This window comes from Dellaglioa sp. L3N, from assembly GCF_054941095.1.
This window is the reverse complement of record NZ_CM142928.1, coordinates 50,292-64,294: the sequence shown is the minus strand read 5'-3', so window position 1 is coordinate 64,294 and position 14,003 is coordinate 50,292. Positions and strand designations below refer to the sequence as shown.

Genomic DNA, 14,003 nt, shown 5'->3' with positions numbered 1-14,003 from the left:
CTACTCTTTCCTACTCTTTAGTGCAAATTATACATCGTAATCATTTGTTTCACGTGAAACAAATTAAAAAAGGTATCGTCACAAAGACAACACCTTTCCTATAAAATCATACCTCTAATGAAATTTCGAATTTAAAAAATGAGTTAAATCAGTCGCAGCATGCCCAGTAATTGTCACAAAATCGTTGGAAACTTCTGAAAGCAACCCAAGTGCACCGCCAGCATACATTGACGATAACATGTGCCCTTCATCTCCATCATTATACATATCAGCAAATGTTGTCAATGTCACTGGTTGATAACCAATATGATGATGTGAAACTTCAGATAATAGTGCAGCTAATTGTGGCATCGTATAATTTTGTGATTGCGTTAAAGTGTAAATTTTATTATTAACCTGTAATTCAGGCTTAGTCGCAACCGTTGCAAAGGCCTCAGCGCTATCCTCTAAGCTAATAAATGATAATGCTTGCTCGTTAATTGGATAAATCACATTCGTTCGTTCGATTAATTCGGGTAAATAAGGAATTAACGGATCAGCATATAATGCATTACGCAAAATTGTGAAATTTAAGTTAGAACTAGCCAATCGACGAGGTAAATACCCATAAAAAGCACTAAGATCAAAAGGATTATCAATTTGATCGGCAATAAATCCCATCGAAATAAAGTGGCCTACATGTGCCTTTTCAGCGGCTTTTATCACATTTTCTAGTTCAGTAACACGGCTAAAACTGTCATGGCTCTTACTAGCAACATAGATTAAGACGTCAGTTTTATCGAACGCAGTTAGCAAACTATTCTGATCAAAGTAATCTATTGCTAGCGTTTCAATTCCTTGTTTTTCAAAAACGGCTGCCTTCGCTAAGGTATGGACAGCTAACCGGATTTCGTCAGTAGCAACGCGCTGCATCAATTGTTCTGTAATAGCAGTCCCTAAATTACCGGTAGCCCCCGTAACTGTATAGTTCATTTCATTAACCTCCAATAATAAGTTTCTTTTTTTGAGCAACTAAAATTTGATCAATAATTTCTTGTAAACTTGTATGATTAAGACTAACTTGAGCGGCAAGGGTCGCTTGTTGATATTGTGCCTCTAAAATAGCTTGAATATTGCCACCAACAATACATTCAGGATTTGTTTTTTTATCAACCTCAAATAAGGTTTGGTCAGATTCTACAGCTAAATAAACGTCGAGTAAGGTTATCTCATCTGCAGATTTAGTCAAACGAGGTTGGGCACTGCCCTGTTTTGTCGTAATCAAGTTAGCCTCCCTTAACTGTCCCATTAGCCGTCTCACGACAACTGGGGACGTTTCAACACTACTGGCAATAAGGTCGCTAGTTAATTTAGCCTCTTGATAAATCTCTATGAATGCCAAAATGTGAATCGCATCACTATAACGGGTAGAAATTCGCAATCATGCACCTGCTTTCTCATGTAACTAATATAGTTACAAATATAAGATGAAATAAATAAAATGTCAAGTATATCAATTGACAAACAAATGAACAAACACTATTATCATAGATAGTTGTTACTTCAAAAGTATTAAATAGGAGCTTATAAATGATTGAATTTGTCAAAGTAAATAAACAATATGATACAGAATTAGCCCTCAAAGATTTAAGTTTAACGATTAATGACGGCGAATTATTTGTATTAGTCGGTCCTTCAGGTAGTGGTAAAACAACCTTATTGAAAATGATTAACCAACTGATTACACCAACTACCGGTAAAATATTAATTGATAACCAAGATGCAAGCACAATGGATTTGGAACAATTACGCCGATCAATCGGCTATGTTTTACAGACAGGTGCCTTGTTTCCAAACATGACAGTCGAACAAAATGCGTCCTTACAATTAGAAGTCTTAGGTTATAGCCGCGCTGATCAATTAGCACGAGTAAGTGACTTATTACAACAAGTGGGTCTTGACCCAGCGCTCTTTTTACAACGCATGCCCCACGAATTATCAGGTGGTGAAGCTCAGCGTGTTGGTATTGTTCGTGCTTTAGCAACTAAACCAAAGCTCGTTTTAATGGACGAACCTTTCAGTGCTTTAGATCCCTTGTCCCGTCAACAGTTACAACAAATTATTACGCAATTACATGCCCAACTGGATGTCACTTTTATTTTTGTCACGCACGATATGCGAGAAGCATTGAAATTAGGATCTCGGTTAGCGGTCATGAAAGATGGCATCTTACAACAAGTGGGTACCCCACATGAAATTTTGACGCATCCGAATAATAAATTTGTTGCTGAATTTTTCCGTGATGAACAAGAAGAAACAACCGTCGCAAGCTTATTATCACTAGGCCTAGGCGAATCCAGTTCAGAAAAAGCCACTGAACCACTAACAGAAACAACCACTTTGGCTGAAATTGCTCAAAAATTACAACAACACCCTTCTGTCATCGTGACAACGACACAAGGTAATCTAAAAATAACAACAGACGATTTATTAGCCTATTTAGCAAGGGGGCATGACTAATGAGATCCGTATGGCACGTTTTAACGACACAGCATGCAGAAATAGTTAAAGCCTTATTACAACATATTGAAATTTCAATCATTGCCCTAGTCATTGCGGTAATTATTGCCGTTCCATTAGGCATTTTACTCATGAATCGTCCTAAAATAGCTGAAATCATTTTACAAGTAACCAGCGTTTTACAAACAATTCCCAGTTTAGCGTTATTAGGAATTTTAATTCCGTTGGTTGGGATTGGGATGGTGCCAACAATTATTGCGTTAGTGGCCTACGCCGTTATGCCAATTTTTCAAAATACCTATTCCGGCCTAACCTCGATTGACCCACAACTAGAAGAAGTCGCCACGGCATTAGGCCTCACTCGCTGGATGAAATTACGCAAGTTTGAGTTGCCAATTGCGTTACCCATGATCGTATCAGGCGTTCGGATTGCAGTCGTCATGATTATTGGTACTGCAACTTTAGCAGCTTTAATTGGTGCTGGTGGGTTAGGAACCTATATTATCTTGGGAATCGAAACTAATGATAATTCTTTATTAATTATCGGCGCTGGCCTATCCGCTTTACTTGCCATTTTATTTAGTTTAATCATTAAAAAGATGATTTCTTTTTCTGGTAAAAAAATAGGCATTACCCTATTAATTATGGCTTTATTAGGTGGCGGTGTTGCGGGTTATCGGTATTTAGCACAACCAAAATCAACCATCACCATTGCTGGTAAAATGGGTAGTGAACCTGAAATTCTAATTAATATGTATAAGGATTTAATTGAATCTAATGATTCTCAGGTGAACGTTCAAGTTAAACCTAATTTTGGTGGCACATCATTTTTATTTAAGGCACTACGTTCAGGCTCAGTAGATATTTATCCCGAATTTACCGGGACGGTCCTTGAATCATTGGTAAAAACAAATCAGAAAGTGACACACAATCCAAATAAAACCTATCAAGTAGCAGCGAATTTGCTAAAAAATCAGTACCAAATGACATATTTATCACCCATGAAGTATCAAAATGGTTATACATTAGCTGTTACTCAATCGTTAGCTAAAAAGTATCATTTGAAAACAATCAGTGATTTAAAAAGTGTTAGTGCCCAAATCCATGCTGGCTTTGACCCTGATTTCTATCAATTATCAGATGGCTATCCTGGACTCAAAAAGGCCTATGACCTTAATTTCACTAGTGTAAAAACGATGGAACCCACTATTCGCTATACAGCAATCGCTAATGGCAAAGTTAATTTAGTGGATGGCTACACAACCGATTCGCAAATTAAACAATATCATTTAGTTATGTTAAAGGATGACAAGTCGTTCTTCCCACCTTATCAGGGTGCTCCATTGTTATCAGATAAAACAATTCGTGAACATCCAGAAATCAAAGGGATATTAAGCAAATTATCCGGAAAAATTACAGTTTCCGACATGCAAACTATGAACTATGCCGTTACCGTTAAGCACGAAAAAGCGGCTACTGTCGCACGAAACTACCTGTTAACTCATCACTTGTTGAAGGAATAATAGGTAACAAAATAATTATTTCCAACTGCCAAGGGCGGTCAATTTTGATAATTGACCGCCCTTTTTTATATTTAAAATGTAGTGACTGACCAAAAAAATCAAATCGGATTCTGATTCTTTGTCAAATATCCGAACAAAAATATTGTTGAAATTTAACTAACTTTCCATATTCATCATACTAAGTTTGAGTAACGTTAATCTAAAAAGCTCATTAAGGCTTCATCTCTAATAAACGAATAAATATTTATAAGACACATTGCCGCATTTACTTCAAATCAAATTATTACACTAAAATTTAGTAATAATTTGATTTTCTTAACTACTTAACTCGATAAATAGTTATATTAGTTGGCTCTAACCAATTATCTTGTAAAAATATCATTGTACCTATCAAACTAATTATAATAACAAAAATTGAAACGATATAAATTGTTTTATACCAACTATTATATTTTGTATTTTTCCAAATAATATACATTGGTAAAAGTATGCCAACAGGCGGAATTATAGCAGACGCTAAAGAAAGAATTAAAAGAAAAATACCTTGATTGTTATTCTGATATAATTGAATATTTTTCTTTTTTAACTCTTTCTTTTTTTCTTAATAGATTCCGTATTAGTTTGTAATTCCTTATTTTTTCTCACCAAGTCATCTAATGGTGTTTTATACAAATCACTGAGCAATACTAAATTATCTAGATCTAGATATGTTCGTCCATTTTCCCATTTAGATATAGATTGTCGCGTTATACACAAAATAGTTGCAACTTCATTTTGTGTATACCCATTTTTCACCCTAGTATCTTTCAATTGTTGCGCAATATTTTCCATAAAACCTCCCACCAGTCCCAATTTTTACATTTCTTATCCCTTTTAATACGATATAGCTTTTCACTTACATTTTTATATTGATTATAATATTTTTTTGGATTACCTTTAATTAGGTTGCAAAATTATTATCTATAAATATTTTTACAACCTATGTTAAAATATACTTACTACTGAATATCAATAATGAGTTTACATTTCATACTTATACTGAATCTAATACTTCATCAGATTACACCATAACTAATAGGCAATTTTTGAATTATCTAAAACAAACTGATCCTACCTCTTATGCAAAAATTCCAAGTTCTGTTATCAAAGATGCCTTGCATGATGATTTATTAAGACACGGCGGTACTTATATAAAAGGAAATAAAAAAGGATTTACTCTTTATTTAAATTCTGCTATTTGTAAAGTACTAATTTGGGGTGAAATTGGTGCAGCCGGAGTATATGCAGGGCCTTTATTAGCATCTATTGGTATTACCGGAGCTGCTACAGGAGCATCGACTGCAATAATTATTGGAGCTTTAGGCAAGGCATCTTCTAAAGCAGGATCAAAAGGGATTTGGATTAAAATTGGTGGTAAACATTTAGCAGGCTGGGGCTATCAATAAAAGGAGGCTATAATGAAATCTATTATTGAACGTTTAATTCCCGTGGTAATTGCTCTTTTGGGACTCGCTATTGGACAGAAATATCTGCTCCCAATAATTAGCAATAAAACATTAGGTATTATTTTATTGTTAATTATACTTGGACTAGTGAGTGGTGGTGCCGTTTATATATATAATAAATTGACCTGAGACATGACACTCTAACCAAATTAATTAAATATCAGTTAAGCAACTCAGACATGAGGTTCTCACCGGGTAAAATTTTAGCCGGTGAGAACTTTATGTTCTTTTTTTGCGAAAAAAATAGTGCTGATGATTTCTCATCAACACTCAAAAGTATGGAACCGCTAGTTTCAACTAAGTCATGTCTTTTATTTTGGCCGAATCAGTTTGTAGCGCTCACCTAGATTAGCGTACTCTGGCCCGGCCAGCCTCGCCACTGGATTCAGCTTTTTAGCATCAATATACATTTTATCTTGGTCTAAAATATCATCCTCAATATGGAAATAAACCACCTCGAGAATAAATAAATCTGTGATAATTTTGCCATCATTCATGATAGGAACATGTTGGTTTAATTTCACTTCAAATCTAGCTTTAACGTCCTTAATTCCTGGCACAGAAACACTATTACTTGGTATCGTCTCTAAGCCCAGCTCAGCAACTTCACTTTCATCCGAACCAAAACTTGCCGCACTCTGATTGACAACTGTCATCAATTCACGAGTTGGCAATTGGACAACAGCCTGTTTTGTTTTAACTAGATTTGCAGCGGTATGCTTCATCGTGCCATCTTTACGTCGATTAATTGAGACTGACATTAATGGCAATTGATCCGAAACAACACTGAAAAAACTAAACGGAGCTAAATTAATTAGCCCCGCTTCGTTCGCACTAGTAACCCATGCTATTGGTCTTGGAATCAAGGTTCCAGACATTAATTTGTACTGATTTTTAGTCGATAAATCGTTACTATTAAATGAAATCATTTAGTCTTTATTCCTCAATTTTTAATCTATTTGTCTCATCCAACCACTGCTTAGCATCCATTAATTCTGATTCTGAAATTTGATGTGACTGTTCCGCTTCAAAACTTGTGAAATCAATATCAGCCTGCTGACAGAAATTCTTCAACTCACCAAAATTTGATTTTGAGACAATTGGATCCAAAAAGCCATGCGATCCCCAAATTTTGATGTCACTTAAATCGATATCCGTTTTAACATCCGATGATAATATCATTGGGTGCAATAACACAGCTGTTTTAAATTGAGCCTGGCCAGTCAATAATGAATAGTAGGCAACGTTAGCCCCATTAGAATAACCCAGAACAATCAATTTTTCTGGGTCAAACGCATACTCAACTGCTAATTCATCAATCACAGTCATTAGCCATTTTGTCTCTACAGCCAAACTATTTAAATCAAAACCACCGTCTGGTAAATGAGCAAAATAACGCGTTAAATCATTCTCAACTAACCGTCCACGAATCCCAATTTTAGGACTATCTGGTGCTAAAAAGTCCGCAATTGACAACAAATCAGACTCTGTTCCACCCGTTCCATGTAACATCAAAACGGTGGCATTGCCTGCTTTACCAGGTTTGTAAGACGTGATTGCTTCTGTCATAATTATATCTTCTTATCTGAATTAAAATTAACCAAATGTGCTTCAATATCTGCACGTTGATCTTCCAAGAATGGTGGTAATTCTAAATGAATACCAGCTTCTTCATACGTTTCATCTTGTAAGAATCCAGGACCATCCGTTGCAATTTCAAACAAGACACCTTCACCAGGACGGAAGTATTCTGATTTGAAATAGAAACGATCCACGAAACCTGAATCACTAAGTCCAGCACTTTGGATTCGATCAATCCAGTATTTTAGTGATTCGTCATCTTCAGTTCTAAAAGCGATATGATGTACTGTCCCATATGCTTGAATTTCATTTGGTAAAACACGACTTTCTTCAATAATAACTTGTGCGCCATGGCCCCCATCGTTTAATTCATATAAGGTACGTTGATCTTCTGTCGCAATTTTATCAAATCCCATTAATTTTGTTAATACGATATCCATACGTTCTGGATAATCCACTGTAATGATCGTTGTGCCTAAGCCACTAATTGCGAACATTTTAGGAACTGGGCTGTATAAATAAGGTGTCCCAGCTTCTACGCCATGGTTCCGCTCGTCAGAAATCAATTGATATTGTTCATGATCAAAATCATAAAAATTCATTGTTTTACTACCAAAATTCATTTCAATATCGTCATGTTCAATATCGTTATCATCAAATCGTTCTGCCCAGAAATCTAATGCGTCATCGCTGGGAACTCTAAAACCAATTCTTGAAATGCCATTTTTACCTTTTGTCCCTTGAAATAAACCAGGAAAATCAAAAAATGTAATATCAGTTCCTGCTGATCCCATATCATCTGTAAAATATAAATGGTATGTTCTAATATCATCTTGGTTAACGGTCTTTTTAATTAAATGTAAGCCTAATATTTCTGTCATAAAACGGAACATTTTTGGTGAACTTGAAGTAATAGCTGTAATGTGATGTAGTCCTAATAATTTAGTATTCATAATTGATGCCCCCAATTTATTTTATAAGCTTAAATTATCACACTTACTAAAAGTAAGCAAGTTATTTATCCTACTTTTAGTATAAATGATGCACTCATTTAATCACAACGATAACGTTCACAAGATTTAACGAATTGGTTATTCGGTAAACGCATTCGCTAGTTGTGCCACAAAGGCTTCAATTGGTTTGGGTAATTCGTTCCTTGAAACGAGATAAAACTCACGTTGATACTGTTTGGCTAATGTTTTAACTGGTATTTCAGGATAATCGGCTAGCGCTGCGCTTGAAATAATTGACTGTCCAATTCCTTGTCTCAGTAATTGAATAATTAACGAGTTACTTTTAACCGTCATGAAATGTTCCAAAGTTAAATTATTCGCTTTTAAATAATTAATTGAATAGTGATAAACACCCGATCCCTGTTCCCTAAGGAGCCAAGGTTCGGTCGTATCACCCGCCCAAACTAACTGATCAGTCGTCAAGGATTGGCGATTGATATTTTTCTCCGTTAATGGTTTTTCAATAAATCCGAAATCTAACTTATGTTGTTTCAATTTTTCCATAATTTGTGATGAGTTAAGCACACTAATTTCTAATTCTAATTGTTTCATAGCTTCTTTGTTTTGACGTAATAATTTTGGTAGTAAATAGGCAGCAGTCGTATGTGATGCGGCAACCTTACAGGCAATTTTCTGATCACTTTTTTGATGTTGTAAGGCAAATAAATCTTGTTGCCACAAGTCTAGCAATTGTTGTGTTTGTTGATAGAGTAACCTGCCACTTTCGGTAGGTATAATTTGCTGACGTCCATTTCTTTCAAACAAGGTAACACCTAACCTTGCTTCTAACTGTTTAATTTGAACTGAAATTGTTGGTTGGGATAAAAATAACAATTGCGCACTAATTGTAAAATTTCTTGTTTCGTAAACTGATTTGAAAATTTCTAAATTTTTAAAAATAGCAGTCACTTCCATTCATTTTATTAATAGTACTTATTATAAAGATTTATTTTATTAATTGAAACAAATCTACTATAGTTAAAGTAACGTTTAGAGAGGATGAACAATTTGAAAAAAATAATTAATTTACTACCAGGCTTTATCGTTGCTCTATTAATTGGTCTTGCCAGCTTTTTTATCGCTAAACTCTGGCTACCTATGTTGGGCGGTGCAACTATTGCCCTATTCATTGGTATTATTTTAGGCAATACTATTTTACAGCAACCCACACTAACCGCTGGAACTAAATTTTCTGAGAAACGGTTACTAGAATATTCCGTTCTTTTACTAGGCGCCACAATTACATTTCAGAGTATTAAAGAGATTGGTTTTAATGGTCTATTGTTCACTTTTATTCAAATGAGCATCACAATCATTTTTGCAATTTGGTTAGGAAAAAGATTAGCTTTTAGTGAAGGAACCTACTTATTAATGGCTGGGGGAAATGCAGTCTGCGGTTCTTCGGCCATTGGTGCTATTGGACCTGTAATCGATGCTGATAATGAAGAAATTGGTATTTCAATTACATTGGTAAATCTAATGGGAACCATTTTGATGTTAACTTTACCAGTACTTGGCACACTTCTCTGGGGTGGCAATAACGTACTCAGAGGGGTTTTAATTGGTGGAACTGTGCAATCTGTTGGTCAAGTTGTTGCCAGCGCAACGATGCTAAATCAACATGTCATCGTAACGGCTACCCTATTTAAAATACTACGAATCATTTGTTTAGTTTTCGTCATTAGCATTTTCGGTTACTTACATCGAAAAAATCAACCTAGTCACCAAACAGCGCAGGTAACAACCAAAAAATCAACTTTAGTTCCTTGGTATGTTATTGGCTTTTTAACACTCTGTATCCTTAATAGTTTACACTTTTTGCCCTCACCAATCGGTGGAATTGCCCATTTTCTAAGTACTTGGTGTGAAATTATTGCCTTAGCCGCCATTGGTCTTCGTTTAAATTTAAGATCTTTATTCAATCAAGGCAAGCGTTTACTACTATACGCTGGTGGTATCATGCTTGTTCAAGTCTTATTAGCAGTTGGTTTAATCACACTCTTATTTTAAATAAAATGACCCTATGACCTGGCTAAGCCAAAATCATAGGGTCATTTTTATTCAAATTATAACTTAAAGATACGCTCTTGCCGGTCAAAACTCTGATCAGCAAACCAGCCTTCTAATAGTGTTAACTGTTGTCGTTCAAAAATAATTTCCTTATTTTGAGCCAAACATTTAATCACTTGTCCGGCTGTTTCACGAGTGGTTCCACTCACTAGAGCCAGCTCCTTAATCGTGACATGATAAGGAATCGTGACATGCTTTTGCGTAAAGTCAGCACCTAATTGCTCTGCCAAAATATTGATAGCTTGAACAATCCGATTATGTGCACTTGATGTTACCATTCTTTGAACTTGATTTTCTGTAGCGCTTAAGATAGTCGACATTTCTTTAATTGCTCGAGTTGCCATTAAAATATTTTGCTTTAATATTTTTTCAACCAAGGCCATTGGAAAGTAGACAATTTGAATATCTGTCATCGCTCTTGCCAAATACGGATAATTCTTGTCACTTAATAGTCCTCGATAGGGAAAACCCAAGTCATTTTTAATGTATGAAAAGAAGCCAAAATCACCATCAATATCAAATCGTTCAACGCGTATCACGCCTTCTATTAAAAAATAGAAACGTGCCCGTTGATCTGTTTCATCAAAAAGAACTTGCCCTTTTTGAAACGACTTAATACTCATATTATTCATTAGTAAATTTGCTTCTGCATCAGTTAACGTTTCAAAATCCGATAATTGTCTTAAATATTGCATATATTGGGGTACATCTTTACTTTTTTGTCCCATATTGATCCCCTCCACTAAGTTTCCAAACTCTCTCCACCTACAAATTTAACATGGATATCCAATAGCCTCAATCAACCTTACAACATTGTTCGTTTATTCATCTTAAACGCGCATTTTTTCTATTTAACCTTTAACAATGACAGTTCCAGCATCGTTATCTAACAATTGACTAATGTTCTCTAAAGAAGTCACAATTGCGCGACCTTTTTGACTTGCATGTGCAGCCATTTCAGCTTTAGCAGCTGTTTCTGTATAAAAGGGACCAATTGGTTTTGTTGGATTACTAAATGCGTCATCATTTTGATCAACAATAACTTGTGTCGTTGCAACACAGATATCTAATGATAACGCTGGATTCTTTTCAGTTATTGCAGCTGCTTGTTGCAACAACAAGTTACCAACTTGTGACCCATTACCATGAGGAATAATTAAATAATCACCCTTTCGACAAGTTTAAGTAATATTATGTTTCACGTGAAACATAATATTACTTAAACTTCCTTGGCTAAACAATTACATTCGACCATTTCTGGTGCAGTTTTAGCCTTTTGATCAATCACAGCTTGTAGTTTCATAATGTCTGATTGGCTTAACGCAACTTCGCTCAACAAATCTGCAATAGTTGATCCAATCTTCATTTGGCACATATGATCAAACAACAATTGACTAACATGATCCATTGTTGTTTGTTCTTCTATTAAAGGCTTATAGATAAAAGCGCGTCCATCTTTATCAGCAGACAAGGCACCCTTTTTAACTAATCGACCTAATAACGTTTTAATTGTTGGCATTTGCCAATCCATTTTTCCATTTAAATTTTCAAAAATTTCATTACTAGTACTCTGCCCTAACGTCCAAATAACGCGCATTACTTCCCATTCAGCATCACTAATATCAATTACTTGTTTTGTCATCATGGTAAACCACCCTTCATTAATCACTCAATATCTTTATGATTACAATTGTAAACTGTTGTGTACGACACGTCAATAAGTTGCGCCTAACGAGCACATTACTCTAATGAAATATCCGACCACATAACACCATTTTTTAAAACTTAGCTTTTAGCCAAAACAATTGATATACTATTGTTTATGGCTTCATACTACTTAATTAAGGGGAACTTTTTATGACTACTTTTTTTAACCGTTACAAAACATCTCTATTTCTACTTTCAGGACTAATTATAGGTGGTATTGTCGGCTTAATCTTTAAGGAACAAGCTTCTATTCTTAAGCCACTTGGCGATCTCTTTCTAAATCTGATGTATATGATTTTAGTTCCTCTCGTTTTCTTCAGTATCTCATCAGCTATTGCGGAAATGTCTGAAATGAAACGTCTCGGTAAAATCATGATTACGACGCTAATTGTCTTTCTAACAACGGCTTTCATTGCTGGTATTATTGGCTATATTGGGGTTCGTCTCTTTAACCCTATTCATGGTGTTAACGTAGATACGATTAAGGGTTTGATGGGAACTGTTAAAGACACATCAACAAAATCATCTGGCTTAGAAACATTAGTGAACACATTCACTGTTAATGACTTCTATCACTTGTTATCTAAAGACAATATGCTCCAATTAATCGTCTTTTCTATTTTGATGGGTACAGCCGCTTCCGCTACTGGTAAAGCATCTAGCGCATTTACAAAATTTTTATCGGCCGGAAACGTCGTTGTTATGCGAATGGTTAAATACGTCATGTATTATGCCCCAATTGGCCTAGGCTGTTTCTTCGCCAATATCATTGGTAACTTAGGCCCTCAGATTGCTGCTGGATATTTACGTAGTTTTATTCTTTATTTAGGTATTACAGTATTTTACTTCTTTGTCATGATGAGTTTATACGCATTCATTGCAGGTGGTAAAGCCGGTTTTACTATCTTTTGGAAAAATGTCTCAGCCCCTGCTGTTACAGCGATTGCAACAAGTTCTTCAGCCGCTAGTATTCCTGTTAACTTAGAATATGCTAAAAAAATGGGTGTCACTGAAGATATCGCCAATACGATCATTCCATTAGGTGCCAATACGCATAAAGATGGCTCTGTTATTGGTGGTATTTTAAAAACAACTTTCTTATTTGCTGTTTTTGGTAAAGATATCACAAGTTTACACAACATGATCATGATTATCTGTGTCTCATTCTTGGTCGGTGTTGTTATGGGTGCCATTCCTGGTGGTGGTATGGTTGCGGAAACATTGATTTGTTCAATTTTTGGTTTCCCAATGGCCGCTCTTCCATTAATTTTAATCATTACAACCATCATTGATATTCCAGCAACCTTATTAAATTCAACAGGAAATACAGCCACTGCAATGCTCGTTACACGTTTTGTTGAAGGTAAAAATTGGTTAAAAGACTTCATGGCACAAAATAATTAAATAGGATAAAAAATCCCCCTATGTAAGACTGGAGTGCCTCATAATTGTTAGACATTAAGTCTAACGATTGTGAGGTATTTTTTTATGTCCAAGTATTCAAGTAGCCTGAAAGTAGAAATTGTTCAATTATATCTAGAAGATCATATTTCTTTAACTATTTTAGAACAAAAATATAACATTCCCAAAAGGTATATTCGTAAATGGGTTACCTTAACTAAGGTTCAAGGTATCGAAGTGCTAAGGGTTAAGCATAGTAGGCGTATTTTTAGTCTTGATTTCAAGTTAAATGTGGTACGCTATTATAAAACTCATGATGTGGGATATGGCATTACTGCTGCTAACTTCAATATTAATCCGTCTCAAGTTCATACTTGGAATAAATTATTTGATTTATATGGCAGCCAAGCTCTTGTCCCACGTCCCAAAGGACGTCCTACGCTTATGAAGAAAAAAGATAAAAAGAAAGACAATATTACGTTAACTGAAAAACAAAAATACGAAGAACGTATTTTACAATTAGAAGCCAAATTACATGATGCAGAATTGGATCGTGACTTTTTAAAAAAATTGCACGCCCTAAGAAGTGGCAAACAAATAGGGAAAAAAACCTGATTATTCGCAGTCTTAGGGATAAATCTGATTTTACTTTGAAAGAACTCCTAATAAAATTTGAGGTTAAGCAAGCGGTCAACTTATTACGA

Annotated in this window: 16 protein-coding genes and 1 pseudogene; 7 read left to right on the top strand and 10 right to left on the bottom strand. The window is 35.2% G+C overall.

The features are described 5' to 3' along the window. Positions 1-114: 114 nt before the first annotated feature. Both ACVPPR_RS00335 and ACVPPR_RS00330 read right to left on the bottom strand, forming a co-directional pair. Positions 115-972 carry an SDR family oxidoreductase gene (locus ACVPPR_RS00335; RefSeq protein ID WP_462304298.1) on the bottom strand — a complete coding sequence of 286 codons (858 nt, stop codon included), beginning with the start codon at positions 970-972 and terminating at the stop codon, positions 115-117. A 4-nt stretch (positions 973-976) separates the two neighbouring features. Then, entirely contained in the window at positions 977-1,420 is a 444-nt protein-coding gene (locus ACVPPR_RS00330) for an Rrf2 family transcriptional regulator (protein ID WP_462304297.1), read from the bottom strand. 149 nt (positions 1,421-1,569) lie between these two features. On the opposite strand from ACVPPR_RS00330, the gene ACVPPR_RS00325 reads away from it, so the two are divergent. Both ACVPPR_RS00325 and ACVPPR_RS00320 read left to right on the top strand, forming a co-directional pair. Next, the gene (locus ACVPPR_RS00325; protein ID WP_462304296.1) at positions 1,570-2,499 is read left to right on the top strand and encodes an ATP-binding cassette domain-containing protein; all 930 of its coding nucleotides are present in this window, start codon (positions 1,570-1,572) and stop codon (positions 2,497-2,499) included. Beyond that, positions 2,499-4,022, top strand: coding sequence for an ABC transporter permease/substrate-binding protein (locus tag ACVPPR_RS00320; RefSeq protein ID WP_462298451.1), 1,524 nt, complete (start codon positions 2,499-2,501; stop codon positions 4,020-4,022). Before ACVPPR_RS00325 ends, ACVPPR_RS00320 begins: the two co-directional genes overlap by 1 nt. A 582-nt stretch (positions 4,023-4,604) precedes the next feature. On the opposite strand, the gene ACVPPR_RS00315 is transcribed toward ACVPPR_RS00320, so the two are convergent. Then, positions 4,605-4,853: a helix-turn-helix domain-containing protein gene (locus tag ACVPPR_RS00315; protein ID WP_462304295.1), complete on the bottom strand. Its 249-nt coding sequence runs from the start codon at positions 4,851-4,853 to the stop codon at positions 4,605-4,607. Between the two features lie 254 nt (positions 4,854-5,107). On the opposite strand from ACVPPR_RS00315, the gene ACVPPR_RS00310 reads away from it, so the two are divergent. Both ACVPPR_RS00310 and ACVPPR_RS00305 read left to right on the top strand, forming a co-directional pair. Next, positions 5,108-5,467 (top strand): hypothetical protein, encoded by a 360-nt coding sequence (locus ACVPPR_RS00310; protein ID WP_462304294.1) that lies wholly within the window; start codon positions 5,108-5,110, stop codon positions 5,465-5,467. Positions 5,468-5,479: 12 nt separating this feature from the next. Beyond that, positions 5,480-5,656: a hypothetical protein gene (locus ACVPPR_RS00305; RefSeq protein ID WP_462298454.1), complete on the top strand. Its 177-nt coding sequence runs from the start codon at positions 5,480-5,482 to the stop codon at positions 5,654-5,656. A 182-nt stretch (positions 5,657-5,838) separates the two neighbouring features. Here ACVPPR_RS00305 and ACVPPR_RS00300 read toward each other — a convergent pair whose 3' ends face one another. The 4 genes from ACVPPR_RS00300 to ACVPPR_RS00285 form a co-directional block, all read right to left on the bottom strand. After that, entirely contained in the window at positions 5,839-6,456 is a 618-nt protein-coding gene (locus ACVPPR_RS00300) for a flavin reductase family protein (protein ID WP_462304293.1), read from the bottom strand. Between the two features lie 7 nt (positions 6,457-6,463). Next, positions 6,464-7,096, bottom strand: coding sequence for an alpha/beta hydrolase (locus ACVPPR_RS00295; RefSeq protein ID WP_462304292.1), 633 nt, complete (start codon positions 7,094-7,096; stop codon positions 6,464-6,466). Between the two features lie 2 nt (positions 7,097-7,098). Further along, positions 7,099-8,061, bottom strand: coding sequence for a ring-cleaving dioxygenase (locus ACVPPR_RS00290; protein WP_462298457.1), 963 nt, complete (start codon positions 8,059-8,061; stop codon positions 7,099-7,101). Positions 8,062-8,199: 138 nt separating this feature from the next. Beyond that, positions 8,200-9,036: a LysR substrate-binding domain-containing protein gene (locus ACVPPR_RS00285; RefSeq protein ID WP_462304291.1), complete on the bottom strand. Its 837-nt coding sequence runs from the start codon at positions 9,034-9,036 to the stop codon at positions 8,200-8,202. A gap of 84 nt (positions 9,037-9,120) precedes the next feature. On the opposite strand from ACVPPR_RS00285, the gene ACVPPR_RS00280 reads away from it, so the two are divergent. Continuing rightward, complete coding sequence (locus ACVPPR_RS00280) at positions 9,121-10,131, top strand: YeiH family protein (RefSeq protein WP_462304290.1); 1,011 nt, start codon at positions 9,121-9,123, stop codon at positions 10,129-10,131. A 56-nt stretch (positions 10,132-10,187) separates the two neighbouring features. Here ACVPPR_RS00280 and ACVPPR_RS00275 read toward each other — a convergent pair whose 3' ends face one another. The 3 genes and pseudogenes from ACVPPR_RS00275 to ACVPPR_RS00265 all read right to left on the bottom strand — a co-directional run bounded on the left by ACVPPR_RS00275 (position 10,188) and on the right by ACVPPR_RS00265 (position 11,836). Then, a complete protein-coding gene (locus tag ACVPPR_RS00275) occupies positions 10,188-10,919 on the bottom strand; it encodes a Crp/Fnr family transcriptional regulator (RefSeq protein ID WP_462298460.1) in 732 nt (243 codons plus the stop codon). 222 nt (positions 10,920-11,141) lie between these two features. Continuing rightward, positions 11,142-11,366, bottom strand: a pseudogene (locus ACVPPR_RS00270) (carbamate kinase); the annotation flags it as partial. A gap of 44 nt (positions 11,367-11,410) precedes the next feature. Next, entirely contained in the window at positions 11,411-11,836 is a 426-nt protein-coding gene (locus ACVPPR_RS00265) for a CopY/TcrY family copper transport repressor (protein ID WP_462298466.1), read from the bottom strand. A gap of 212 nt (positions 11,837-12,048) precedes the next feature. Between ACVPPR_RS00265 and ACVPPR_RS00260 the strand changes: the two genes are divergently transcribed. Together ACVPPR_RS00260 and ACVPPR_RS00255 are read left to right on the top strand one after the other, a co-directional pair. Then, complete coding sequence (locus ACVPPR_RS00260) at positions 12,049-13,302, top strand: dicarboxylate/amino acid:cation symporter (RefSeq protein WP_462304289.1); 1,254 nt, start codon at positions 12,049-12,051, stop codon at positions 13,300-13,302. Positions 13,303-13,386: 84 nt separating this feature from the next. Then, entirely contained in the window at positions 13,387-13,914 is a 528-nt protein-coding gene (locus ACVPPR_RS00255) for a transposase (protein WP_462304288.1), read from the top strand. Positions 13,915-14,003 lie beyond the last annotated feature (89 nt).

Excerpts from the sequence above, each read along its gene's own strand:
- ACVPPR_RS00300 (WP_462304293.1), bottom strand. The coding sequence starts at position 6,456 with ATGATTTCATTTAATAGTAACGATTTATCGACTAAAAATCAGTACAAA.
- ACVPPR_RS00325 (WP_462304296.1), top strand. The coding sequence starts at position 1,570 with ATGATTGAATTTGTCAAAGTAAATAAACAATATGATACAGAATTAGCC.
- ACVPPR_RS00320 (WP_462298451.1), top strand. The coding sequence starts at position 2,499 with ATGAGATCCGTATGGCACGTTTTAACGACACAGCATGCAGAAATAGTT.
- ACVPPR_RS00285 (WP_462304291.1), bottom strand. The coding sequence starts at position 9,036 with ATGGAAGTGACTGCTATTTTTAAAAATTTAGAAATTTTCAAATCAGTT.
- ACVPPR_RS00260 (WP_462304289.1), top strand. The coding sequence starts at position 12,049 with ATGACTACTTTTTTTAACCGTTACAAAACATCTCTATTTCTACTTTCA.
- ACVPPR_RS00305 (WP_462298454.1), top strand. The coding sequence starts at position 5,480 with ATGAAATCTATTATTGAACGTTTAATTCCCGTGGTAATTGCTCTTTTG.
- ACVPPR_RS00280 (WP_462304290.1), top strand. The coding sequence starts at position 9,121 with ATGAACAATTTGAAAAAAATAATTAATTTACTACCAGGCTTTATCGTT.
- ACVPPR_RS00290 (WP_462298457.1), bottom strand. The coding sequence starts at position 8,061 with ATGAATACTAAATTATTAGGACTACATCACATTACAGCTATTACTTCA.
- ACVPPR_RS00255 (WP_462304288.1), top strand. The coding sequence starts at position 13,387 with ATGTCCAAGTATTCAAGTAGCCTGAAAGTAGAAATTGTTCAATTATAT.
- ACVPPR_RS00335 (WP_462304298.1), bottom strand. The coding sequence starts at position 972 with ATGAACTATACAGTTACGGGGGCTACCGGTAATTTAGGGACTGCTATT.
- ACVPPR_RS00295 (WP_462304292.1), bottom strand. The coding sequence starts at position 7,096 with ATGACAGAAGCAATCACGTCTTACAAACCTGGTAAAGCAGGCAATGCC.
- ACVPPR_RS00315 (WP_462304295.1), bottom strand. The coding sequence starts at position 4,853 with ATGGAAAATATTGCGCAACAATTGAAAGATACTAGGGTGAAAAATGGG.
- ACVPPR_RS00275 (WP_462298460.1), bottom strand. The coding sequence starts at position 10,919 with ATGGGACAAAAAAGTAAAGATGTACCCCAATATATGCAATATTTAAGA.
- ACVPPR_RS00265 (WP_462298466.1), bottom strand. The coding sequence starts at position 11,836 with ATGATGACAAAACAAGTAATTGATATTAGTGATGCTGAATGGGAAGTA.